The sequence below is a fragment of the Methylorubrum subtropicum genome (assembly GCF_038442325.1).
Taxonomy (GTDB): domain Bacteria; phylum Pseudomonadota; class Alphaproteobacteria; order Rhizobiales; family Beijerinckiaceae; genus Methylobacterium; species Methylobacterium subtropicum.
Window position 1 is genome coordinate 75,408 of the sequence record NZ_JBBXMW010000003.1, and the last position, 24,005, is coordinate 99,412.

Genomic DNA, 24,005 nt, shown 5'->3' on the forward strand with positions numbered 1-24,005 from the left:
GGGAAACGGGAGGCGCCGGGCGTTCTGGCTCAGACGGGCGAGAACTCGAACTCGGCGTTGATGGCTTTCCAGTCGTTGTAATACGGCGCGTACTGGGCCGGGATCTTGTAGGGCGCGCAGCGCCGCACCGCGCGGAGCGCGGCCTGTGCGATCGACTGATCGACGGCGTTGGCGCCGCCGCGCATGATCCGCGGCTCGTTGGTGAGCGAGCCGTCGGGGTTCAGGCGGATGTCGAGCATCGGCAGAACCACCCCTTGCGCCGCGCCGGGCGGCGCCGAGTAGCACCGCTCGATCTGCTGCTGCAGCATGCCGACCAGCGCGTCGCGCAGCGACGGCGACAGCTTTTGCGCGTTGCCGCTCGCCGACCCGAGCGAAGCCGTGCGCTGTACCTCGCGGCCTGTCGAGCCGGTCGATTGCGAGGCGGCGTGCGAGGCCAGGGTCTGGCGGATGTCGCCCGCGTTGAATTTTTCCGCGAGCGCCGCCTGCTGGCGCGCCTTGGCCTCGGCATCGGCTTTCGCCTTCGCGTCGGCCATCGCCTTGGCCCGGGCTTTCGCCGCCGCTTCCGCCTTCGCCTTCGCGTCGGCCTCCGCTTTGGCCGCGGCCTCCGCCTTCGCCTTGGCGTCCGCGAGCTGCTTCTGGTGCTCGGCCTCGCGGGCCTTCGCCTCGGCTTCAGCCTTGGCTTCCGCCTCCGCCTTGGCCTTCGCTTCCGCTTTGGCCCGCGCGTCGGCCTTCGCCTTGGCTTCGGCCTTGGCCTTCGCTTCCGCTTTCTCCGCAGCCTCGGCTTCCGCCTGCTCGCGCTCGATCAGCTTCTGCAATTCCTCGCGCTTCTCGGCCTCGGCCTTCGCGGCGGCCTTAGCCGCTTCCGCCTTGGCGGCGGCGTCGGCCTTGGCTTTCGCCTCCGCCTTGGCCTTCGACTCCGCCGCTTTCGCGGCTTCGGCTTTCGCGGCCTCTGCCTTGGCGGCGGCGGCCTTCGCGGCGGCGGCTTCGGCCTCTTCCTTCACCGGGTCGGCGGTGTCGGAGCGCAGCGGCATCGCGTCGGCGGAGGCGACCTTCATGTCCGCGGTGCGGGTGGGGGCGGTCGGCGCATCGGTCTTCGCGTTCTCGGGCTCGCGCTCCTCGATCTTTTCCGCCACGCGCTCGGCGCGGTTCGGCGTATCTTCGGGCTTCTCGGCATCGCGCTGGCCGCGCGTCATCTGCGAGAATTGCTCCTCGGTCAGCACCTCGACCGGCACGCCCTCCTGCGCGTTGGGCAGGGGCGGCGCCGCGACGGTGTAGAGGGCCGCGCCCAGTACCGCGACATGCGCGGCGCCCGAGATCCAGACGCCCGGTTCCCGGCGATCGTAATCCTTGAACGGCCAGCGCAGAGCCACGGGTCCGCGAACTCCCTTAATTGTCCGGCTCGGTGACGAGGGCGACCTTCTTGAAGCCGCCGCCGGTCACGATCGCCATCACCTGCGCCACGCGGCCGTAATCGACCCGCTTGTCGCCGCGCACGAACACGCGGTCCTCGGTGCCGGCCTTCGCGTTCTGCATGAGCTGGGGGATGATGTCGTCGTCACGCAACTCCGACTCGCCGAGATAGACCTCGCCGGAGCGGCGGATCGACAGGGTGATCGGCTTCACGTCGGAATTGAGCGGGCTCGCCTTCGATTGCGGCAGGTCGAGCGGTACGCCGACCGTCATCATGGGCGCGGCCACCATGAACACGATGAGCAGCACCAGCACGACGTCGATGAACGGCGTCATGTTGATCTCGTTGATCGCCCCCGTCCCGCGGCGACCGCGGCGGCGGCGCTTGCCGCCGCCCTTCGCGCCGTGCGTCATGGCCATAGATCGGTTCCTTGGCTTCGGCTCCGGCTTGCGGGATCAGGCGGCGAGCGACATGCGCTCGTCGATCTGGCGGGACAGGATCGCCGAGAACTCGTCGGCAAAACCCTCCAGCCGCGACTGCGACTTGGCGACCGACGCCTGGAGCTTGTTGTAGGCGAGCACCGCGGGGATCGCCGCGAACAGGCCGATGGCGGTGGCGAACAGGGCCTCGGCGATGCCCGGCGCCACGACGGCGAGCGAGGTGTTCTTCGAGGCCGCGATCGAGGTGAAGGCGGTCATGATGCCCCACACCGTGCCGAACAGGCCGATATAGGGGCCGGCCGAGCCGATTGAGGCCAGGAACAGGAGCTTGGAATCGAGCCGCTCGACCTCGCGCTGGATGGTGACGTCGAGCACCTTGTCGATGCGCTGCGACAGCGAGTGGATCTGCCGGCCCGAGCCCTCGAACGAGCGCTTCCACTCGCGCATGGCGGCGACGAACAGCGCGCCGAGGCCGGTCGGCTGGCGGTCGTTGAACGAGCGGTAGAGTTCCTCCAACGAGCGGCCGGACCAGAACGCCTCCTCGAAGGCGTCCATCTCGGCCTCGACGCGGCGGAACAGCAGCGTCTTGTCGACGATGATCGACCAGCACCAGATCGAGGCGCCGAGCAGGCCGACCATCACGATCTTGACGACGAAGTGGGCCTGCCAGAACAGGCCGAACAGGCTCATGTCCACGACGGGGGCGGCCTGCATGGCGTCGGCTGGCGTCATCGAACGATCCCTCGCGTCGTCGGGGCCGCGCAGGTGCGCGCCGGACTGCCCGACCGATCCGTGGAGTGATGCTTTGAGATCACTCGCGAATCTGTCGAAAGTAAGGGTCGGATCGCGCCCTTTCGGGGCACGCCGCCGCCCTCACGAGGGACGTTTCAACACCCCTTAGGGTTAAGGATCGGTTGCGATGGTGGGTCGCGTGCGCGACAGCGCGGCCCGCAATCCTTCCGGCAGGCGGATCGCCCGGCCCTCGCGCACGCAGGCGACCACGACCTCGGCCCGCACCAGGGTCTCGTCCCCGCGCCGCACTTCCTGCGCGAGATGCATGGAGGCCCCGCGCAGCTCGCTCGACCACGTCACCACGTCGATGAGGTCGTCCATCCGGGCGGGCTTGAGGAAGTCGAGCCCCATCCTGCGCACGACGAAGACGATGCCGGCGCCGTCTCGATGCATCTCCGACTGGTCGCCGGCGAGGCCGCGCAGGAGTTCGGTGCGGCCGCGCTCCATGAAGCGCAGGTAGCTCGCGTGATAGACGAAGCCGGAGAAGTCGGTGTCTTCGTAGTAGACGCGTAAGGGCAGGCGGTGGGTGCCGTCGGCGAGGGTGCCGGTCAGAGTCATGGGCTCACGCTAAGGGCTTCGGCGGTTCGGGGGCATCGATCTTCAGTTCCCGGGCAGGATCGCGGCCCGCGTACAGGATGCCGAGTACGATGACCTCATCCGGTCCCGCAACGAAGGCGACGCTGACCCGCCGTCGGAAACCGACGATGCGGAGACCTAGCCGGATGTCGTTGCGGATGCGACCGCGCTGCGGAAAGGTCGAGAAGCTTTCGCAATAGGCGACGATGTCCTCGATGAAGGATTTGGCGATCGTCACGCCAGCATGAGCAGAGACGTATGTTAGCAATGCCTGCAAATCCTCTTCAGCCTCGATGCTGAAGCGAACGGTTGCAGGCATCAGGTGTCGTCGGCGATGCGGTCGGCCGAGGCCCGAAGGCGGGCGCGGAGTTCCGCCGATGTCAGCAAGCTGCCGGGGTCCGAGGCGGCACGATCATAGGCTGCCGCGACGCGGGTCCGCAGCCAGCCTTCGACGGCGATTTCACGCTCCTTGAGGGCGGCGAGGCCTTCGCTCACGATCTCGCTCTCGCTGGCATATTCTCCGGCGGAGACCTTCTCGCGGATCATCTCCGCGAGATCATCCGGCACCGTGACGGTAAAGGCGTTGGCTGAGGGCATCACCCGGCTCGATCCGCTGATTGCCGCAGGAGACTAGCACTGTCCGGAGCGGACAGGCACTGCCCGTCAACGCCGTTCGGAGCGATCGCATCCTGCATACATGGTGACACGGTCTCCTTGGGGTCCACAAAATGCGAAGGCCGCCCCAAGGGGCGGCCTTGCTGTTGTAGGTGTCTAAAAAAATCAGCCGCCGATGCGGCCGGCGAGGCTGGCCGACTGGGCGTGCTCGTCGGCGATGTAGGGCAGCGCTTCGTTGGCGAAGGTGCGGCCGGCGGCGCTGTCGCCGTTGCGGGCGTAGGTCTGGTAGAGGGCGAGCGTCCGGGCGTCCGAGCGGGCCTGCTGATCGACGTACGTCCGGTCGAACTCGCGGGCGGTGCGGGCGGCGCGCAGGCGCTCCAGGCGGTTCTGACCGTTCGGGCCCAGCGCCACGCGGCGGCCGGGCTCGGCCGGGCTGTTGTCCACGAGGCCGACGCCGCCGAGCACGCCGCCGACGATGCCGGTGCCGATGTTGGCGGCAATCGTCACCGGGGCGAGCACGAGGCCGACCGGGTTGTCGAGGCGGGTCTGGATGCCCTGGTTGTCCGGCACGACGCGGCCGGTGGCCGAGAGCGAGGTGCCCTGCGGCAGCAGCGCCTTGGTGGTGGCCTCACGCTCGGTCAGCACCCGGTTGGCGTAGTTGCGCACGCGCGGGTTGCGGGAGCGCTCCAGCGCGATGCGGCTCGCCTCGATGCTGGCGGCGTCCGAGCGCAGGGCCTCGGCGCGGAATTCCGGGGTCGAGGTGGCCGCAGTCCCGATAGGCGCGTCGGCGCCGATGCGCAGCGGCAGGGCGTCCTGCGCCAGAGCGGGCGTGGCGAGGGCGGCGACGGACAGGCTCAGCGCAGCCAGAACGGTCGACTTCATGGCGGATTCTTCCTTCGAAGATTCTTGTCAGCTGTTGGTTTGCCGGCGCTCGCGAAGAGCGCAGTCGGGCCCCCAACCGGTGCGAAACCCGCGCGTTCCGCATGCACACAAACCTGTGATCACAGGATCAAGGGAGCGTGGCCGTTCGTGCGGCGCCATGGGCTCGCGGAGCGAACGCGTTCTTCTTCAGGTGCTTACGTCGAGGATAGGCGATGCTCCGGCGAGGGACCTCGGGCCGAGGGCGTTCTCTGCCTTGCCCTGGCTTCCAATGAGCCATGCTTTTCGTGCATGGAGGTGGAGCGGCGTCGCCCTCACGCCTCCGGGTCGTCGGAGCCGCCGAACAACCCGAACTGCGTCGCCGGATCGCGCCGCGGCTCCGCAAAACCCATGTGGCGGAAGGCGTGCGGGGTCAGCACGCGGCCGCGCGGGGTGCGCTGCACGAAGCCCTTCTGGATCAGGTAGGGCTCGATGATGTCCTCGATGGCGTCGCGCGGCTCGGAGAGTGCGGCCGCGATGGTCTCGATGCCGACCGGCCCGCCGCCGAACGAGGCGGCGATCAGCGTGAGATACTTGCGGTCCATCACGTCGAGGCCGACCGGATCGACATCGAGCAGTTGCAGCGCCCGGTCGGCGATCTCGCGGGTCACGGTGGGGGCGTCCGCCACGATGGCGAAGTCGCGCACCCGGCGCAGCAGCCGCCCGGCGATGCGCGGGGTGCCGCGGGCCCGCTTGGCGATCTCGTTGGCGCCCTCCTCCGACATGCCGAGGCCGAGCACGCGGGCGCCGCGGCGCACGATCAGTTCGAGTTCGTCGATCTCGTAGAATTCGAGCCGGATCGGGATGCCGAAGCGGTCGCGCAACGGCGTCGTCAGCAGGCCGGCGCGGGTGGTGGCGCCCACCAGCGTGAACTTCGGCAGCTCGATCTTGACCGAGCGGGCGGCCGGACCCTCGCCGATGATGAGGTCGAGCTGGTAATCCTCCATCGCCGGATAGAGGATTTCCTCCACCGCCGGGTTGAGGCGGTGAATCTCGTCGATGAAGAGCACGTCACGCTCTTCCAAGTTCGTCAGCTGCGCGGCGAGATCGCCCGCCTTGGCGATGACGGGTCCCGAGGTCGAGCGGAAGTTCACGCCGAGTTCGCGCGCGACGATCTGGGCGAGCGTGGTCTTGCCCAGGCCCGGCGGCCCGACGAACAGCACGTGGTCGAGGGCCTGACCCGTCTTCTTGGCGGCCTCGATGAAGATCTGCATGTTGGCGCGCGCCGCCCGCTGGCCGATGAACTCGGACAGGCTCAAGGGGCGGATCGACTGATCGACGTCGTCCGGCCGACGCTCCGGCGTCAGCAGGGTCTTTTCCGAGGGTCTGGCTTTGCTCACGGGGCTCTCGCGGGGCGGCCGGCGACCCCGGTTTTGCACATCCCGAAGGCCGGCACCACCACGGGGGACGGAGCGTCGCGGCACAGTCGCGGAGGGGCGCCCGCAGGGAGATGGTAACCAACGCGGCCGACAATCGCGCCGTGACCCCGACGAGATCCGCGATGCCGCACGTTCCTTTTGCTCCGCGCGGCGTTTCTCGCGCCCCGCGCGGCTCGGCCCGCGCCCGGCTGCTCGGCGGCACCGCAGCCGCGCTCGCCCTCCTGCTCGCCGCCCCGCTGCGGGCCGAGCCGGTGGATTCGAAGATCAACCTGCGGATCGAGCCGCGGGCCGAGGGCAAGGCGGAGGCCAAGCCCGAACCGAAGGCCGAGCCCAAATCCGAGGTGAAGCCGGAGCCGAAGCCCGCAGCCGAGAAGCCGGAGGCCGCCCCCGCCGAGGCCGCGCCCGTGAAAAAGGTGTCGCGCGAGCTGCCGCCGACCGTCTACGCCCGCGTCTCGGAGGATCCGCTGCCGACCTACACGGCGCAGACCTTCATGGACACGATGCGCGCCGCCGAGCGCTACCAGATCTACGCCGAGGCCGGCGGCTGGAAGGCGCTGCCCGCCGACTTCGCGCCGAAGCCCGGCGACAGCCATCCGGCGATCCCCTCGCTGCGCCATCATCTGACCCTGACCGGCGACCTGCCGCCGGACGCCCCCCCTTCCGACCGCTACGACCCGCCGCTGGTCGCCGCCGTGCGGGCGTTCCAGGCCCGCCACGGCCTGCCGGATGCCGGCGTGTTCGGGCGGCTGACGCTGAATGCGCTTAACGTGCCGGCCGACGTGCGCCAGCGCCAGCTGCGCGCCTCGGCGCAGCGGCTGATGGGTTCGAACTTCGCCTTCGGCGAGCGTTACGTCGCGGTCAACATCCCCTCGGCGACCGTCGAGGCGGTGGAGAACGGGGCGGTGACGCGCCGCTACGTCGCGGTGGTGGGCAAGACCGACAAGCAGACCCCCACCGTCGAGACCCGCATCACCGACGTGAACCTCAACCCGACCTGGACCCTGCCGATCTCGGTGATCAAGAACGAGATCATCCCGACGATGCGCAAGAATCCGGGGTATCTCGCTAAGAACCGCATCCGCATCCTCGGCCCCGGCGGGGTCGAGGTCGATCCGACCGCCATCGACTGGTCGACCGAGAAGGCGGCGAACTACACCCTCCGCCAGGATTCCGGCCTCGACAATTCGCTCGGTCAAGTTCGGATCGACATGCCGAACCGCCACGCGATCTACATGCACGACACGCCGTCGAAATCGCTGTTCGCGGGCTCGGTGCGGTTCCACTCGCATGGCTGCGTGCGGGTGGGGCAGGTGAAGGAGTTCGCCGCGTGGCTGCTCCAGGGCACCGAGGGGCCGAACGGGCCGGGCTCGGTCTGGGGGCCGATCGAGATCGAGACCGGCATCGCCCAGGGCGAGCGCCGCGACATCAAGCTGGTGAAGCCGACCCCGGTCGCCTTCGTGTATCTCACCGGCTACGCGACCTCGGACGGGCGCGTGCATTTCCGCGACGACATCTACGGGCTCGACATCCCGGCGCCCGCCGCCGCGGTGCCGGACGTGGCGACCACGGGGGCCATCACGCCGCGGGCGAACCCGGCCCCGCGCAAGCCCGACGCGGCGCCCGCCCCGCGCCCGGTCCCGGCCAAACCCGAAGCCGCCAAGCCGGCCCCCGTCCCCCCGCCGGCCCCGGTCGTCGTCGCGCCGAAGCCGCAGGTCCGAAAGGTCGCGCCGCCGGCGGAGCGTGCCCCGGCCGCCGAGCCGGGCCTGATGCCGCCGGGCCTCGTCGGCGGGCGGACCTGACGGACCACCGAAAATCCCTGCGGCGCGGCGTCCTGTCCACAGGGGGGCAGCCATGCGTGCCGGAACAATCGCGGCGAAATTCTCTTACTGCCCCATGAGCGCCGGCGCTGGTTCGCCGGCCGCCTGTCATGAACAGTTTCGAGGACTTTTGCGATGGCCAAGGCTAAGCTGCGCGTCGCCAGCGACCGGCTCAACACCCCGACCGATCTGAACCCCGAGGACGTGACGAAGATCTCGCACGGCCTCACGGTGCTGCTGTCGGACCTCTTCGCGCTCTACATCAAGACCAAGAATTTCCACTGGCACGTCAGCGGCCCGAACTTCCGCGACTACCACCTGCTGCTCGACGAGCAGTCGGAGCAGATCTTCGGGATCATCGACGCGGTGGGCGAGCGCGCCCGCAAGATCGGCGGCACCACGCTGCGCTCCCTCGGCCAGGCCGAGGGCCTGAAGCGCATTCAGGACAACAACGCCGACTACGTCGGCCCGCTCGAGATGCTCAAGGAGCTGCGGGACGACAACAAGGCGCTGACCGCCAACATGCGCGAGCTGCACGCCATCACCGACGAGGCCAACGACGTCTCGACCACGAGCCTCTTGGAGGAGTGGATCGACCAGTCCGAGGAGCGCACGTGGTTCCTCTACGAGTCGACCCGCGACGCGACCGAGTCCGGTCACTGAGCGTCTGAGTTCAGTGTGAAACAGGGGCCGCCGATCCGAGAGGGTCGGCGGCCTCTCGTCGTTTGGCCCGGCCCGATCTTGCGGACAATCCGAGGTTCCCAAAGGACGAGTCCTTTGGCGAGGCGCCGGGGCAGAGCCCCGGCTTCCCTCCAAGGCCAGGGCTCTGCCCTGGACCCGCGAAAGGACTTGTCCTTTCGAAACCTGGACTGACGATCAGGCCACGCGGAGCTTCACCTTGATCAGGCCCGGCTCGTCCGGGGCGGGGCGCTCCTCGAAGTCGAGGTGGCGGCAGACCGCGCGCATGGCCTGATTCTCGGACAGCACGTCGCCCTCGACGCAGGCGATGCCTTCGGCCCGCGCCCAGTCGATCATCATCCGCATCAGCGCGATGCCGAGGCCCGTGCCCTTGATGTCGGAGCGCACGAGGATCGCGAACTCGCCCCGGTCGTGGTTGGCGTTCGCGTGCAGGCGCACCGCGCCGAGCATGCGGCGGGACTCGTCGGCGCCCTCCTCCGTCGCCACGAAGGCGATGGCGCGGGAATAGTCGAGCTGGGTCAGCCGGGCCAGGAAGGCGTGGCTGAACTCGCGCACGGGGGCAAAGAAGCGCAGGCGCACGTCCTCCGCGTCCACCTGCTCGAAGAACGCGTGGAACATCCCCTCGTCCTCGGGCCGCACCGGGCGGACCAGCACGCGCCGGTCGCCCGCCACCATCCGCCGCTCCCAGTCGGACGGGTAGGGCCGGATCGCGAAGCGCGGATGCCAGTTGCCGCGGCGGTTCCCGGCGCCGGTCTCGGCCTCGACCCGCACCCGCGCATCGAGGGCGACGACGCCGTCCGCGTCGGCGAGCAGCGGGTTGATGTCGAGTTCGCGCACGGCGGGCAGGTCGGCGGCGAGCTGCGCCAGCTTCACCAGGGTCAGGGCGATGGCGTCGATGTCGGCGGCGGGCACGTCGCGGTAGGCAGCCAACCGCCGGGAGACGCGGGTGCGGCCGATCAATTCTTGCGCCAGCGCGAGGTCGAGCGGCGGCAGGGACAGGGCCCGGTCGTCGATGACCTCGACCGCGGTGCCGCCGCGGCCGAACACCACCACGGGGCCGAAGACCGGGTCCTCGGCGAGCCCCGCGATCAGCTCGCGGGCGCGGGCGCGACGCACCGTCGGCTGGACGGCAAAGCCCGCGATGCGGGCCTCCGGCTGCATCGTCCGCACCCGCGCGATCATCGCGGTCGCAGCCTCGCGCACGTCGGCCTCGGAGGTGAGGCCGAGGCGCACGCCGCCGACCTCGGACTTGTGCACCACGTCCGGCGAGACGAGCTTGAGCGCCACCGTGTCGCCCGCGGCGATCAGCGGCCACGCGGCGGCGGCCGCGCCGTCCGGGTCGGGGGCGAGCGTGCTTGGCACCGAATCGATGCGGTAGGCGGCGAGCAGGGCGGCGACCGAGGCCGGATCGAGCCAGCTCTTGCCGTCGGCGAGCGCCGACTCGACGATGGCGCGGGCGGCGGCGACGTCGGGGGAGAACTCGCGCGGCAGCGAATCGGGCGTGCGCATCAAATCGTCCTGCGCCTCGCGGTAGCGCACGAGATGCAGGAAGCCCTCGACCGCGTCGGCGTCGGTGGCGAAGAGCGGGATCTTGGCCCGCCCGTAGATCACGCGGATCGCCTCGTCCTCGCCGATCGAGACGGCGAAGACCGGCTTGCGCCGCCCGGCGGCCCGGCCCATCGCCACCGTGTCGGTGACGGTCTTGGCGACCTCCTGCGCCCCGGCCCGCGCGGTGGGGACGTGGATCGCCAGCAGCGCGTCGCTGCCGCGGTCGGCCAGCAGCGGTTCGAGGGCGCGGGCGAAGTCGCGCGGCACCGCGTCGATGCCGAGATCCATCGGGTTGGCGTGCGAGCCGTGCCGCACCGGATCGAGCTTCGATAGGGTCTCGTCGGAGGGCGCGCAGAGCGCCCCGCCGCGATCCGCCAGGGTGTCGGCGGCGAGCGCGCCGATGCCGCGGCCGTTCGAGACGATCATCAGCCGCTTGCCGGGAAACGGGCGCTGGCGCCCCAGCGTCTCGACGGCCGAGAACATCGCGTCGAGGCCGTCCACGGTGAGGATGCCGGCCCGCCGGAACGCGGCCTCGTAGACGGCGCCGGGCTTGGCCAGCGCCCCCGTATGGGTCTTGGGCGCTTGGTCGAGGCCGTCGTGGCGGCCGGTGCGCAGGACCACGACCGGTTTGGCGCGGGCGGCGGCGCGCGCGGCGCTCAGAAATTTACGGGCATCCGCCACGTGATGAAGCGACAGGATGATCGCGCGCGTCCGAAAATCCTCGGCGAAGTGGTCGAGGCAGTCGGCGACGTCCACGTCGGCCGAGCGGCCGAGCGTCATCACCGCCGAGAAGCCGACGCCGCGCCGCCCCGCCCATTCGGCGATGGCCGAGGCGACGGTGCCGGATTGCGAGACCAGCGCGAGGTCGCCCGGCGCCGGGGGCCGGGCCAGCAGGGTGGCGTTGAGGCCGTGCGCGGGCACGCTCAGGCCGACGCTGTCGGGCCCGATCAGGCGCAGGCCGTGGCGCCGGGCCGAGGCGCGGGCGGCACCGAGCGGCGCGGCCTCGCCGTGGCCGAGATGGGCCGACAGCACCACCGCCGCCGCGGCGCCGACGCGGCCCGCCTCCTCGACGATGTCCGGCACCGCGAAAGGCGGCGTCGCGATCATCACGAGGTCGGGGGGCGCCGACAGGTCGGCGATGCGGGGGACGCAGGGCAGGCCGTCGACGCTGGCCTCGCGGGGATGGACCGGCACCACCTCGCCGGTGAAGCCGCCGGCCCTGAGGCCGTCGATGATGGCGCGCCCGACCGAGCCGGGGCGGTCGCCCGCCCCCACCACGGCGATCCGGCGGGGGCAGAGCAGGGCATCGAATCGGTAGGTGCTCATCGCGCGCCAGCCCTCGGGACGGTCGGCGTGGGGTTACACCATCCGGCGGCGCCTTGGCACCGGCAAGGCCGCAGGATCAGGCGCCGCAGCTCGGGGCCAGCACGAAGGTTTCGTGGAGCCGGAACACTTTCGGCCAATGCTCACGATCGGCCAGCGCACGGGCTTCCGCCACGGAAATCCCACGGGCATCGGCCAGATCGGCCAGGCTCATCCATGCGTTTTGCATCGATACGCTCCCCTGAATATTTGTTATGGGGCAAAGCTATCCATCGCTGACCTAACGGGACCTGAACGGCGTGGTTCCCACCTCGGGCCGTTCCCGCCACCGTTAATCGCGTGCAAAAGGAGACGCGTTTGGCCCCCTTCGCGACCCGTCAGGCCATCGTCGAGGCCATGCGCAGCCTGCTCACCACGGGCTTGAGCCAGGGCACCTCGGGCAACGTCTCGGTGCGCTGGGGGGACGGGCTCCTCGTCACGCCCTCCGGCATCCCGGCCGAGCAGCTTAGTCCGGACGATCTCGTGGAGATGGACATGGACGGGGGCTACGACCACCCGCTCGCGCCCTCCTCCGAATGGCGCTTCCACCGCGACATCCTGGCCGCGCGGCCCGAGATCGGCGCCGTGGTGCACGCGCATCCGCCCTACGCCACCGCCTTCGCGATCTGCGGGCGCGAGATCCCGGCGGTGCACTACATGATCGCCATGGCGGGCGGGCCGAACATCCGCTGCGCCCCCTACGCGCCCTACGGCACGCAGGCCCTCTCCGAGCACGCGCTCCGCGCCCTCGACCGGCGCAGCGCCTGTCTGCTCGCCAACCACGGCATGATCGCCACGGGGTCGAACCTCGCCAAGGCTTTGTGGCTCGCCGTCGAGGTCGAGGCCCTGTGCCGCCAATACGCCCTGGCGTTGCAGATCGGCACGCCGGTCGTCCTGTCGGACGCCGAGGTCGCCGAGACGGCGGAGCGGTTCAAGTCGTACGGGCCGCGCGACAAGTCGGCTCATTGATGCGTCACTGTTCCAATTGCCCAAAATAGCGACATGCACGGCCGCAATTATCCAAAATACAGGCGGCGCGGTTGCTGCGCGCGAGGGTCGCAGGACAACCTTCGCGAACCACGGGAAAAGCCTAAGCCGTTGACCCGTAAGGGCCCGTCTTTGCGCGAGTGGACTATGCCGAATGGCCGATATCGATGAATTCAGTTGGGCGCGTAGAATCAAGCTTGCGAATGGCTCAGTTGAGGTTTAATCTTCAAACAACCATACAGTGGCTTCGTCTCCGCCCATGGTCGCGTCGTCCTGATGACGTCGGCTGCTGGCGGCGTTCGCGTATTCAACAGGGGAATTGTTGCGAATGTCTCTCGAAGACGGCCCCGGCGACGACTACGTCTCGCTCAGCGTCGACATCGTGTCGGCCTTCGTCGGGCACAATTCCCTGGCGGCCGGAGAGCTTCCCGGCCTGATCGTGGCGGTCCACGGGGCGCTCGCCGGGCTCGCGAGCCGCGCCGCCGAGCCGGAAACCCCGGCGCTGACGCCCGCGGTGCCGGTCAAGCGCTCGATCCAGCCGGATTACCTGATCTGCCTGGAGGACGGGAAGAGGTTTAAGTCGCTCAAGCGCCACCTGCGCACGCGCTACAACCTCTCCCCCGACGAGTACCGCGCCCGCTGGAACCTGCCCGACGACTATCCCATGGTCGCGCCGAGCTACGCCCAGACCCGCTCCGAACTCGCCCGGACGATGGGCCTCGGCCAGCAGCGCCGCAAATGGCCGGGCAAGACCAAGGCGGCCGCCAGCGAGGGTTGAGCCGCCCACCCGTGGAACGCCGCGGTTTTCCGCCCACGCCGTCATTGCGAGGCGGAGCCGAAGCAATCCAGTGCTCCGCATTCTCCGAATAGAGCGCGCGGCCTGTGACGGGACGGCCGAAACCGCCGGGCTTCGTCTTGCGACGTCGCGCTCGCGATTGCTTCGGCTCCGCCTCGCAATGACGGCGCGTACAATCGGAGCCGACCGCGTCCGTGAGAGGCGTGGCCCGGTCGACGGCTTGTCCACAGCCTATCCCGGAGCGCCCTCCCCCACCGGCCCAATCCGTTAGAGGTCGGGCAACCCTTGCCCTCGAACAGTCGCGGCTTCCGCCGGGCCGCGCCCGGCTCCCGTCAGGAGCCCCGATGTCCGGCCGGTCGCCCACTGCCGTCCGCCTGTTCTGGACGCTCGTCGTCGGCGGCACCGCCGGCTTCTGGTACGGCGCGCCCGCCTTTGCCGCCACGGGGGCGGTCGGCCTCGCGATCCTGCTTCACCGCCTCGACCGGCCGCGGCGGTTCCGGGCCTTCGTGCGCCGGGTCAGCCGGCGGCATGCCGAGACGCTGGCGCTGCGGCGGCGCCAGGAGCGCTTCATCGACGCCTACGGCAACACCATCGAGGACGGCTGGCTGCGCGAGCGCGACTACTTCGTCGAGCGCACCCTGATGCCGCGGATCGAGGCGCGCGGCTTTTCCGACTACGCCGAGACGCGGTTCGACGAGATGACCGCCATCGTCGAGCGGGTCGCCCACCGCCACGCCCTGCCCGAGACCGACGACAGCCCGGAGGACGGCATCGCCTACGAGCGGTACTGCGCCGACCTGCTGCAACAGGCCGGCTGGCGGGCGCGGCCGACGCAGGCCAGCGGCGACCAGGGCTGCGACGTGATCGCCGAGCGCGACGGGTTTCGCCTCGTGCTCCAGTGCAAGCGCTACGGCCGGCCCGTCGGCAACGCCGCGGTGCAGGAGGCGGCGGCCGCCGCCCTGCACTGGTCGGCCGACATGGCCGCGGTCGTCTCGAATGCCGGCTTCACGCCGGCCGCGCGCAAGCTCGCCGGCACCACCGGCGTGCGCCTCCTGCACCACGACGCGCTCGCCGATCTCGAGCCCCCGCGCGAGGTCGGCCGCCGGCTCCTGCCGGCGACCGGGCGCTGAGGCGTCCGGTCCGGCTCGGTTAACAACCCTTAAACCCGCCGCATTTAGGCTGCGGAAACGACGACGGCATCGCTCCGCCGCAAGGCGGAGGTCCGCCCACCCGGAACGGAAGCGGGGACGCGATCTCGTGAAGATCGCTCGGCCCCACGCATGGATCGCATGGCGAAGACAGGCGGACGCAAACCCCGCAGCGAACCGAGCTTCGACATCCCGGAAGGGAGCGATCCGGCGCGCCTCGACGTGCGCCTGTCGCGCGGCGACCGCACCGGCGGCGGCACGCGTCAAGGTTCAGCCAAGGCGGCCCCGCGCCCGACCACGCGGCGGAAGTCTTCGGGCGGCGGGGGCAAGCCGCCGCGGCGGCGGCGCTCCTGGCTCGGGCGGATCGTCCACGGCGTCGTCGTGCTCGGCATCTGGGGCGTGATCGCGCTCGCCGGCCTCATCGCCTACCACGCCTCGCAACTGCCGCCGATCGATCAGCTCGCCGTGCCGAAGCGCCCGCCCAACATCGCGATCCTGGCAAGCGACGGTTCGCTGCTCGCCAACCGCGGCGAGACCGGCGGGCGCGTCGTCTCGATCAAGGAGCTGCCGCCCTATCTGCCGCGGTCCTTCGTGGCGATCGAGGATCGGCGCTTCTACGACCATTTCGGCGTCGATCCGGTCGGCATCGCCCGCGCGATCACCCAGAACCTGACCCGGCGCGGACTGGCGCAGGGCGGCTCGACGCTGACGCAGCAGCTCGCGAAAAACCTGTTTCTGACGCCCGAGCGCTCCGCCTCGCGCAAGATTCAGGAAGCGATCCTGGCGCTGTGGCTGGAGCACAAATACACCAAGGACGAGATTCTCGAACTCTACCTCAACCGGGTCTATTTCGGCGCCGGCGCCTACGGCGTCGAGGCCGCCGCGCAGCGCTATTTCGGCAAGCCCGCCAAGAACGTGACGCTGGCCGAAGCCGCCATGCTCGGCGGCCTCGTCCAGGCGCCCTCGCGGCTCGCGCCCAACCGCAACCTCAAGGCCGCGCAGGCCCGCGCCGCCCACGTGCTCGCCGCCATGGAGGAGCTGGGCTTCGCGAAAGCGCCCGACGTGAAGGTGGCGCTGGCGCAGCCGGCGCGCCCGGCCTCGACCCGCGGCGGCGGCTCGCCGAACTACGTCGCCGACCTCGTGATGGACGTGCTCGACGACTTCCTGCCGAAGTTCGAGGACGACATCGTCGTCTCCACCACCGTCGATGCCGGGCTCCAGAGCGTGGGCGAGCGCGCGCTCACCGACGAACTCAACGCCAAGGGCGCCCGCTACAACGTCGCCCAGGGTGCGCTCGTCTCGATGCGGCCGGACGGGGCGATCCGCGCGCTGATCGGCGGGCGCGACTACGCGCAGAGCCAGTTCAACCGCGCCACCACCGCCAAGCGCCAGCCCGGCTCCTCGTTCAAGCCGTTCGTCTACCTCGCCGCCATCGAGAAGGGCCTGACCCCCGACACGGTGCGCGACGACGCGCCGATCCGCATCGGCAACTGGGCGCCCGAGAACTACTCGCACAGCTACAGCGGCGCGGTGACCCTGCGCGAGGCGCTGGCGCAGTCGCTCAACACGGTCGCCGTCCGGCTCGGCCAGGAGGTCGGCCCGAAGGCGGTGGTGCAGACGGCGCAGCGGCTCGGCATCTCGTCGCCGCTCCAGGCCAACGGCTCGATCGCGCTCGGCACCTCCGAGGTGACGCCGCTGGAGATGGTCGGCGCCTATTGCGCCTTCGCCAACGGCGGCACCGGGGTCATCCCCTACGTCATCGCCGGCATCAAGTCGGCGAGCGGCAAGGTGCTGTACAAGCGCGGCGAGGGCGGGCTCGGCCGCGTCATCGATCCGAACGCCGTCGGCATGATGAACGCCATGATGCACGACGTCTTCACCATGGGCACGGCGAAGAAGGCCGACATCCCCGGCTGGGAACTCGCAGGGAAAACCGGCACCAGCCAGGATTTCCGCGATGCGTGGTTCATCGGCTATTCGGGCACGCTGGTGACCGGCGTGTGGCTCGGCAACGACGACGGCGAGCCGACCAAGAAGGCGTCCGGCGGCAGCCTGCCCGCCGAGATCTGGAAGACATACATGAGCGTGGCGCTCAAGGCCGACAAGCCGGTCGGCCTGCCCGGCATCAACCGCTGGCGCCCCCGGCCCCAGGTGGCGAATGCGGGCGAGCGCGACGGGCCCGGCGGCCTGATCGGCGCGCTCATCGGCGAGCCCGACCGCACCGCCTCCGTGCCGCCCCCGCCGCGGCCGACCGGGCGCGGCCAAGGGGCAAATCAAGGGCCGAGCCAGGACGATCGGAATTTCCTGGAGAAGCTGTTCGGGCTTGGCGAATAGGAATTTGAGTGTATTGCACCTAATAATTTAAAACTTTAGTACTTATTTCTATGTGAACAATTCAATTAACTAGTTTAGTATATTATTGTCAATGTTGGTGAATGCGGAAATTTCGTCAATAAGCACCTCGTCTATGTGATGGGTTGTCTTTAGATTGCTGGCGTGCTTGCAATTGGCTAAAGGTTGTGGTCGAATAGAGTCAAACGTGCCCGCTAAGGGCGTCAATCCATAGAAAATCTTATTTTGGCAAAAAATCATGTCTCAAGATGAAGATAAAAACAAAGATCAAGAGCATACATCGAAGGTGGGCAGCTTTGTTGAGCTGGCTGGAAGATACAGAAGCGTAGTTCTTCTGTTGATTGGAATTTTTTCTGTTACAGGTCTATTTTGTGGTGTCATATATCTCTTTCAAGGGCTTGCTCCATCGACTTCACTGCCAGTTATCACAATATTGGGAATTGTGTCTCTTCTTTTATGTCTATCGGGTATCTCTTATGTGTTTGTTCAGGCCAAGCTTGAGGATAAAACTCAAGCCCTAGGACTCCCTCCAGGGTCAATTCAGGCTGTAATCGCTTTGTCGTTGATCGTGATATTTTCTATCTTGTCTGTATTTGTTTTGACTTCTGTAGGAAGTAACGACTTAAGGAGTCTTTCGCGTTTGACCGCAGAAGAGCGCGATAGCCAAATTCAGAAACTTGGTTCTAGTTTTGCAGGATGGCAACCGGACTCTGAGGGTAAATTTACCATTTACGTCAGGGATTCTGCGGCAGAAAGTCGAAACGATATAGGAAAACAGTTGATCGTTCTGATTGGGACGCTGATGACATCTGCAATCAGTTTCTACTTCGGTGCCCGTGCAACGGTTGCGGGCTCTACTGTTGGATTTGATAGGTCAAATAATCAAGCAAACAATTCAGCATCTGGGCAAGGTGCAAATCAAAGGGCCAATACAGGCACTGGTTGATTTATTATCCAGATGAAAATTTCTCGGATATCTGATTTTATAGCTTCATGGTTTGATTTTTTTGAACAAGATGGCGGTTTGGCTTGCAAATTCGCTAACTGATGCGCTTGCGTTTTGATTTTATGATTTAATTTATCGCGATTATAATCATGAGAAGCAGGGTGGCTAAATGGTGCCAAAAGTCATGGGTTGACGTAATATAAAATAAATAGATCCTGAATACATCAGTCGGGCCGAAATTTTTCTCCGCCACATTCGCGCCATGTTGCGGGCATGAGCCTTGGATGGCACGGGCGGTCGCGCCGCCCGTCGTCGAGAAGGAGCCTCCGTGTCCTCCCCCCTGCCCGACCGCAGCCGCCGCGGCCTTCAGGCCCGCGCGTGCCGGCCGGGCGTGCCCCCTGCCGGACGCCGGAGCCGCGCCTGATGCTGCCGCACCATCGCTGGTTCTGGTTCCTGATCCTGCTCGCCACGGGCGGCGCGGGCATGCTCTACAACGTCATCTTCGCGGGCGGCACGAGCCCGGCGGCGGGCTTCACCTACGGCCTGTGCGTCGGCATCGCCGCGCTGGCCTTCGACCGCGGCGTGCTGCTCGCCGGGCTCCAGGCGCGCATCCGGCAACTGCCCGCGGGCTTCTACGTGGTGGCGGCCGAACTCTCCTACGTGGCGATGATCGTGGCCGGCAACGCGCTCGGCGGCCTCGTCGTCTGGCTGCTCGGCCTCACCACCGATCCGCTGCTGGAGGCGGTGCGGACCACGCCCCGCGTGCTGGCCTACGCGCTCGCGGTCTCGGCGCTGCTCGTCTTCGTCATCCGCATGCGCGACCTCATCGGCGGCGAGGTCTTCATCAACTTCCTCGTCGGGCGCTATCACCGCCCGGTCGAGGAGGAGCGCGTGTTCCTGTTCCTCGACGTGGTCGGCTCGACCGCCTTCGCCGAGACCCACGGCGACCTGCGGGCGCAGGAATATCTCAGCGCGGTCTTCGCCACTTTGGCCGAGCCGGTGCGCCGCTTCCACGGCTCGGTCGACGACTACATCGGTGACCTCGCCATGATCACGTGGCCGATGGAGCGCGGCCTGAAGGACGCCCGCTGCGTCGCCTGCCTGTTCGCCGTGCGCGACCGCATCGAGGCCGACGCCGCCGCCTGGGAGGCCCGCTTCGGCACCGTGCCGCGCCTGCGCGCGGGCCTGCACGGCGGCCCGGTGGTGACGGCGGAAGTCGGCGTGGACCGGCACAAGATCGCCTATTTCGGCGACGCGGTGAACGTCGTCGCCCGGGTCGAGTCACTGTGCCGCCCGCTCGGCGTCGATACCCTGATCTCCGAAGACCTGCTGGCCCGCCTGCCGCGCCTGCCCAAGGGCATCACGGCCCGCGGCCTCGGCAGCCATGCGCTTCGCGGGCGCGGCCGGCGCCTGTCGGTGGCGACCCTCGAACGGGCGGCGGAACTGCCCAACCCAGAGGCCCGCCCGCTGGCCCGGCCGCGGGAGGCGGCGGGCTGACGTTTAATTTTGAGCAGATCGTCCCTCCGAGGCGCAACGGCTTCCGTCATCGCCGACACGCCAAATCCCTCACCGTCATTCCGGGGCCGCGCAGCGGAACCCGGAATCCACCCGTGATGCGCGGCTGCGAGGAGCGTCGCGGCCAGTCGTGGATTCCGGGTTCGCCTTCGGCGCCCCGGAATGACGGCGTGCTCTCATCGCGACCGCATCGGTGCCGCTCTTCATCCCAACCGCGTAGCGCCCGACCCCGCCCCTACCACTCCCACTCGGCACCCACGCCGACCGCGGTGCGGCCGTCGCTGCCGGCTTCGCCGTTGAGCTTGATCCGGCGGGTCACGTCGTAGTTGATCGTGGCGGCCGTGTCGGCGGGCTTCGCGCCGGCCTTCACGCCGACGCTGATGCGGTCGTTGATGTAGCGCGAGGCGCCCACCGCCGGGCCGCCGCTGGCGCCGGTGGACACGTCGAGGCTGTCGAGCCCGAGGCCCTTGCGGGCGGCCTCGAACACGTCCGGCCCCCCGGCCCCGCCGGAGAGTTGCGCCACGGCTTGCGCGAGTTGCAGCGCCTGGAACGGCGAGAGCCCGCCCGCCGCCTTCTTGAACAGGATGCGCGACAGCACCTCGTCCTGCGGCAGGCTCGGATCGGAGGACAGCGCGAAGACCGGCTGCGAGGCCGGGCCGGTGACGGCGACGCGGGCGGTCACGTCGCCGGCCTTGGTCTCGGCGATGAAGTCGAGATCGGGCTGGGCAAGGTCGCCGGCAAAAGCGATGCGGCCTCGGGTGAAGTCGAGCCGCTGGCCGACGAGGCTGAGGCGCCCGCGCCGCATCTCGAAATCGCCGTTGGCGCGGGGATCGCGCGAGGAGCCGGTGACGCGTAATTCGCCGCCGAGTTCGGCATCGATGCCGCGCCCGCGCACGAAGATGCGGTTCGGGGCGCTCACCAGCACGTCGAGGCTGGCGTCGAACGGCGCGGCGGCCTTCTTGCGGCTCGCGGCGGCGATCTGTGCCTTGCGCTCGCCGCGCTTGGCCAGCCGCTCGCGGATCTCGGGCGTGGTGTTGACGTGGCGGATGCCGGGCAGCGGCTGGACGGTGGCGGGCAGCCGGTCGGGCACCGACACGTCGATCGAGACCACATCGACCCGGCCCGAGACCTTCGGGGTGCGGGCGAGCGGGCCGGACAGCGCCAGGTTGAGGCTCGTCACCGCCGTCATCAGCGGGCTCGACACGAGTTCGGCCCGGTCCGCCGTGATCTTCAGCGAGCCGGGGAAGCCCGAGGCCGGCTCGACCGCGACGCGGCCGTCGATGGCGATGCGCCCGCCGTTGCGGGTCGCGGCGGTGAGGCGCTCGATCTGGATCGCGTCGCCGCGGCCCGTCACGCGGCCCTGGATGTCGGTGAGGCGGATGCCGTTGAGCGGATCGACGAGGCTGCCGCCGGACAGCGTCGCCGCGCCCTCGACCCGCGGCGCCGCCAGCGTGCCGGTGACGCCGGCATCCAGCGCGACGCGGCCGGCCACGCGCTGGCCGCCGGTGCTCAGCAGCGAGTTGGCGAGCGCCGCATCGAGATTGCCGCGGGCCTTGACGTTGAGCGCGCCGCCGGGCGCGACGGGGATCGCGCCGACGACCGTCATCTCGGCGCCGCGGCCGGCGGAGACGCGGCCGTCGAGGGTGGCGGCGCCGTCGCTGAGCGTGCCGCTCGCCCGCGCATCGATCGGCGGCAGGCCGGCCTTGCGGGTCTCGGGCGTCACCAGCTTCGCGACGGAGAGCGCGTAGCGCCCTTCCGGTCGCGCGGCGGTGCCGCGGACATCCGCCTCGCCCTCGACCGTGCCGGAGAGCGCGAGGCTGGGGCTCGCGATGCGGGCGAGCGCCAGCGGCAGGGCACGGATGCTGACCTTGAGGTCCAGGACCTCACCTGCCCTCCCCTGCACGCTGATCCGGCCGGAGCCGGCGGCGATGACGAGATTCTCGATCAGCGCCGAGCCGTCGTCGAGGGTGATGGCGGCGGGGCCGGCGAGTGCGAGGCGATCCCCGCCGCGCTGGGCCGCGAAGCGGGCGATCTCGACGCGGATGCGCTCGGCCGGGATCAGCCGGGCGGCGCCGTCGAGACTGAACCCGCGGGCCTGCGTGGTCAGCACGAGGTCGCTCGCCTGCGCGGTGCCGGCGACGGTGAGGCGCACGGTGTCGATGGTCTGGCCCGCGGCGACGATCCGGTCGAGGCTCGCCCGCCCGTCGAGGACCGGACGGGCGCGCAGGTCGCGGCCGGTGAGGTCGGCGTCGAGCTTGTTCAGGCCGAAGGAATCGTAGCGCAGGTTGGCGCCGGTCGCGCGGATCGCGGCGTCCTGGCGTCCGCCCTCGCGGGACAGCGTCACCGTCGCGTCGAGGTTGCCGCCCAGGCGGCCGAGCGCCAGCGCCGAGAGGTCGGCGAGGTCGCCGGCCCGGACGTTCAGGGCGCCCTCCCCCAGCAGCGTCCCGGCATCGACTACGGCGCGGCCGTCGATGGCGACCGAGCCGAGGGCGAAGGCGAGGCGGTCGAGGGCGTAATCCGCCTTGTTCGGCCGGGCGACGTGGGCGTCGGCCTTGAGCGGCTTGCCGGCGACGTCGCCGGTCAGCCGCACGGTGCCGTCGAGCGCGCCGATCAGGTCGGTGAGCGTGGCGTCGAGACGCAGATCGGTGAGCGGCTTGCCGTCGGCCTTCACCGCGGGCGCGCGGAGCGCGGCGGTGAGGTCGGGTTTGCGGAGCGACCCGGTGAGCTTGGCGTCGGCGCTCGCGGCGCCTGCGAGGCGCGCGTCGAGGGCGGAAAGGTCCTTGAGGTCGAGGCGGGCCGCCACGTCGGCGCTGCGGGCGGTGGCCTGCCCCTGGAGCGTGGCGACGAGTTCGGCGCCCTCGAACAGCAGGCGGTCGAAGCCGTAGCCGTCATAGGTCTGGAACACCCGGCCCTTCAGCGAGGGCGTGCGGCCGATGAGGCGGTCGGCCACGTCCTGGCCCAGCACGAGCCCGCCGCCGTGCAGGTCGAGGTCGGCGGCGAGCGCCTTGCGGGCGGGGTCGCCGCTCAACACGGCCTTGGCGTCGAGATGGCCGGCGAGGTCGCGGCCCGCCACGCCGGAGAAGGCGCCGAGATCGGTGAGCGCCGCCTGGAGCGTGCCGGCCAGCGTGTTCTGGCCGACCTTGCCGACATAGGAGACGCGCGCGGTCTCGGCCTCCAGCGTCAGGTCGGCGACGTCGATCACGCCGTCCGCGCCGGCATTGGCCCGGAGCGTCAGCTTGGCGCCCTCGCCGATGGCGCGGTGGAGCGCCGGGTCGGCGAGCGACAGGCCTTCCACCGTGCCGTCGGCGCTGATCGCGAAGCGGCGGGCCTTGTCGGTGCCGGTCGGCTCGACCGAGAGCAGCGCCTCGACGCGCTCCAGGGTCGATTCCCTGGTGCGCAGGCCCGCGGCCTTGAGGGCGCCCTTCACCTGCGGGGCGGTGAGCGGACCTTTCAGGCTCCCGTCGAAGACCAGCGTCTCGATCTCGCTCTCGGCGGCCTTGGTCTTGCCGCCCTCGGTCGGGACCGCGCGGGCCTCGATGCGGAAATCGGCCTTGCGGTCCGCGCTCAGCGTGCCGCCGATCCCGAGCCGGGCGGTGCGCGAGGTCAGGTCGAGCCGGTCGATGCGGAAGGCGCCGGAATCGGCAAACGCCAGCCCGCCGTCGAGCTTGGTCGTGCCGGAGAAGATCGCGGCGAGTGGCCCCGGCACGAGGCCCTCGATGCGCGAGGCGAGGTCGAGGGACAGGCGCCGGTCGCTGCCGATGCGCGACAGCCGGGCGCCGCCCTTGGCACCGATCTCGGGGCCGGCATCGAAATCGAGCCTGGCGTTGAAGCTATCCAGCGTGCCGCGGCCTTCGAGGTCGAACCGGATCGGCGGCATGCCGGGGAGGTTCGCCGCCTTCGACAAGAGCCCGCCCTCGGGCTCGGTCAGCGCCGCCTTCAGTTCCAGTTTCTCGCCCTTCGGCACGAACAGGAGCTTCGCGTCGAACAGGCCGGCGGCGTCGAGGCGCCGGGCCGTCACGGCGAGGTCAAGCCCTTCCGAGGGGCTGCCGAGCTTCGCCTTGCCGTCCGCCGAGAGCCGCGCCGGCTGGCCGGCGATGGTCTCGCCGAGAATCAGTTCCGCGAGTCGGAACGCCTTGATCTCGACCTTGACGGGGAGGTCGGGCAGCAGCGAGCCGTCCGGCGGTTCGGCCTCGACCGGGGCGATCCCGGGGACGGGCCTGCGCAGGATTTCGAGGCGGCCGAGTTCGAGGCTGTCGACTTCGAGCCGCCCCGACAGCAGCGCGAGGCGCCGCCACGCGAGCCGGGCGCGGTCGAGCTTCAGCCAGGGGCCGTCCGCGTCGCTGATGACGACGTCGCGGATGGTGGCGTCGGACGAGAGCGCGCCGTCGACCGCGCCGATGGAGACCTGGGAGGAATCGCTGGAGAGGGCTTTGGAGAGGATGCCGCCGAGGACGGTCTTTTCGCCGTCGGCGGCGCGGAGGAAGTCGGTCGGGACGAGGGCAGCGGCCAGGAGCAGGACAAGCACGGCGAGCGCCGCAGGAAACCCTCTCCCCTGTCCGCGGAATCCCCCTCTCCCCTCCGCGGGAGAGGGTGGCCCCCGAAGGGGGGCGGGTGAGGGGAGCGCCGCTTCCGGAGATGACTGGACGACGGCGGCCGAGCGGGACCGTCGCGCTGCCCCTCTCCCGCCTCGCATCCGCGAGGCAC

19 protein-coding genes are annotated in these 24,005 nt (G+C 69.6%); 8 read left to right on the forward strand and 11 right to left on the reverse strand.

Going from position 1 to position 24,005, the window contains the following annotated elements:
• Positions 1-29: 29 nt before the first annotated feature.
• From tolA to ruvB, 8 genes are all read right to left on the reverse strand, one after another.
• Positions 30-1,370: a cell envelope integrity protein TolA gene (gene tolA / locus AAHG03_RS05305; protein WP_342149293.1), complete on the reverse strand. Its 1,341-nt coding sequence runs from the start codon at positions 1,368-1,370 to the stop codon at positions 30-32.
• A 16-nt stretch (positions 1,371-1,386) separates the two neighbouring features.
• Positions 1,387-1,830: an ExbD/TolR family protein gene (locus AAHG03_RS05310; RefSeq protein ID WP_342149294.1), complete on the reverse strand. Its 444-nt coding sequence runs from the start codon at positions 1,828-1,830 to the stop codon at positions 1,387-1,389.
• 36 nt (positions 1,831-1,866) lie between these two features.
• Positions 1,867-2,583 (reverse strand): protein TolQ, encoded by a 717-nt coding sequence (gene tolQ, locus AAHG03_RS05315; RefSeq protein WP_342149295.1) that lies wholly within the window; start codon positions 2,581-2,583, stop codon positions 1,867-1,869.
• Between the two features lie 171 nt (positions 2,584-2,754).
• The gene (gene ybgC, locus AAHG03_RS05320) at positions 2,755-3,201 is read right to left on the reverse strand and encodes a tol-pal system-associated acyl-CoA thioesterase (protein WP_342149297.1); all 447 of its coding nucleotides are present in this window, start codon (positions 3,199-3,201) and stop codon (positions 2,755-2,757) included.
• A gap of 4 nt (positions 3,202-3,205) precedes the next feature.
• Positions 3,206-3,538, reverse strand: a complete 333-nt coding sequence (locus AAHG03_RS05325) for a type II toxin-antitoxin system RelE/ParE family toxin (RefSeq protein WP_342149298.1) — start codon at positions 3,536-3,538, stop codon at positions 3,206-3,208.
• Positions 3,538-3,765, reverse strand: coding sequence for a ribbon-helix-helix domain-containing protein (locus AAHG03_RS05330; RefSeq protein ID WP_342149299.1), 228 nt, complete (start codon positions 3,763-3,765; stop codon positions 3,538-3,540). The genes AAHG03_RS05325 and AAHG03_RS05330 overlap by 1 nt, the downstream gene beginning before the upstream one ends.
• Positions 3,766-3,999: 234 nt before the next feature.
• Positions 4,000-4,716 (reverse strand): DUF4142 domain-containing protein, encoded by a 717-nt coding sequence (locus tag AAHG03_RS05335; RefSeq protein WP_342149300.1) that lies wholly within the window; start codon positions 4,714-4,716, stop codon positions 4,000-4,002.
• A gap of 311 nt (positions 4,717-5,027) precedes the next feature.
• Positions 5,028-6,092, reverse strand: coding sequence for a Holliday junction branch migration DNA helicase RuvB (gene ruvB / locus AAHG03_RS05340; RefSeq protein WP_342149302.1), 1,065 nt, complete (start codon positions 6,090-6,092; stop codon positions 5,028-5,030).
• Between the two features lie 161 nt (positions 6,093-6,253).
• On the opposite strand from ruvB, the gene AAHG03_RS05345 reads away from it, so the two are divergent.
• Both AAHG03_RS05345 and AAHG03_RS05350 read left to right on the forward strand, forming a co-directional pair.
• Positions 6,254-7,930, forward strand: a complete 1,677-nt coding sequence (locus AAHG03_RS05345) for a L,D-transpeptidase family protein (protein ID WP_342149303.1) — start codon at positions 6,254-6,256, stop codon at positions 7,928-7,930.
• A 153-nt stretch (positions 7,931-8,083) separates the two neighbouring features.
• Positions 8,084-8,611 (forward strand): Dps family protein, encoded by a 528-nt coding sequence (locus AAHG03_RS05350; protein WP_342149304.1) that lies wholly within the window; start codon positions 8,084-8,086, stop codon positions 8,609-8,611.
• A gap of 213 nt (positions 8,612-8,824) precedes the next feature.
• On the opposite strand, the gene AAHG03_RS05355 is transcribed toward AAHG03_RS05350, so the two are convergent.
• A complete protein-coding gene (locus AAHG03_RS05355) occupies positions 8,825-11,521 on the reverse strand; it encodes a bifunctional acetate--CoA ligase family protein/GNAT family N-acetyltransferase (protein WP_342149305.1) in 2,697 nt (898 codons plus the stop codon).
• A gap of 76 nt (positions 11,522-11,597) precedes the next feature.
• A complete protein-coding gene (locus AAHG03_RS05360) occupies positions 11,598-11,747 on the reverse strand; it encodes a hypothetical protein (RefSeq protein WP_342149306.1) in 150 nt (49 codons plus the stop codon).
• A 128-nt stretch (positions 11,748-11,875) separates the two neighbouring features.
• Here AAHG03_RS05360 and AAHG03_RS05365 point away from each other — a divergent pair, with 128 nt between their 5' ends.
• The 6 genes from AAHG03_RS05365 (at position 11,876) to AAHG03_RS05390 (ending at position 19,283) form a co-directional block, all read left to right on the forward strand.
• Positions 11,876-12,526: a class II aldolase/adducin family protein gene (locus AAHG03_RS05365; protein ID WP_342149307.1), complete on the forward strand. Its 651-nt coding sequence runs from the start codon at positions 11,876-11,878 to the stop codon at positions 12,524-12,526.
• 346 nt (positions 12,527-12,872) lie between these two features.
• Positions 12,873-13,322, forward strand: a complete 450-nt coding sequence (locus AAHG03_RS05370) for a Ros/MucR family transcriptional regulator (protein ID WP_342149308.1) — start codon at positions 12,873-12,875, stop codon at positions 13,320-13,322.
• Between the two features lie 362 nt (positions 13,323-13,684).
• Entirely contained in the window at positions 13,685-14,470 is a 786-nt protein-coding gene (locus AAHG03_RS05375) for a restriction endonuclease (RefSeq protein ID WP_342149310.1), read from the forward strand.
• Positions 14,471-14,629: 159 nt separating this feature from the next.
• Positions 14,630-16,822 (forward strand): transglycosylase domain-containing protein, encoded by a 2,193-nt coding sequence (locus AAHG03_RS05380; protein WP_342149312.1) that lies wholly within the window; start codon positions 14,630-14,632, stop codon positions 16,820-16,822.
• Between the two features lie 256 nt (positions 16,823-17,078).
• On the forward strand, positions 17,079-17,786 hold the full coding sequence (locus AAHG03_RS05385) for a hypothetical protein (protein WP_342149314.1): 708 nt from the start codon (positions 17,079-17,081) through the stop codon (positions 17,784-17,786).
• A 423-nt stretch (positions 17,787-18,209) separates the two neighbouring features.
• Positions 18,210-19,283 (forward strand): adenylate/guanylate cyclase domain-containing protein, encoded by a 1,074-nt coding sequence (locus tag AAHG03_RS05390; protein ID WP_342149315.1) that lies wholly within the window; start codon positions 18,210-18,212, stop codon positions 19,281-19,283.
• Between the two features lie 253 nt (positions 19,284-19,536).
• Here AAHG03_RS05390 and AAHG03_RS05395 read toward each other — a convergent pair whose 3' ends face one another.
• A complete protein-coding gene (locus AAHG03_RS05395) occupies positions 19,537-23,826 on the reverse strand; it encodes a translocation/assembly module TamB domain-containing protein (RefSeq protein ID WP_342149317.1) in 4,290 nt (1,429 codons plus the stop codon).
• Positions 23,827-24,005: the final 179 nt, after the last annotated feature.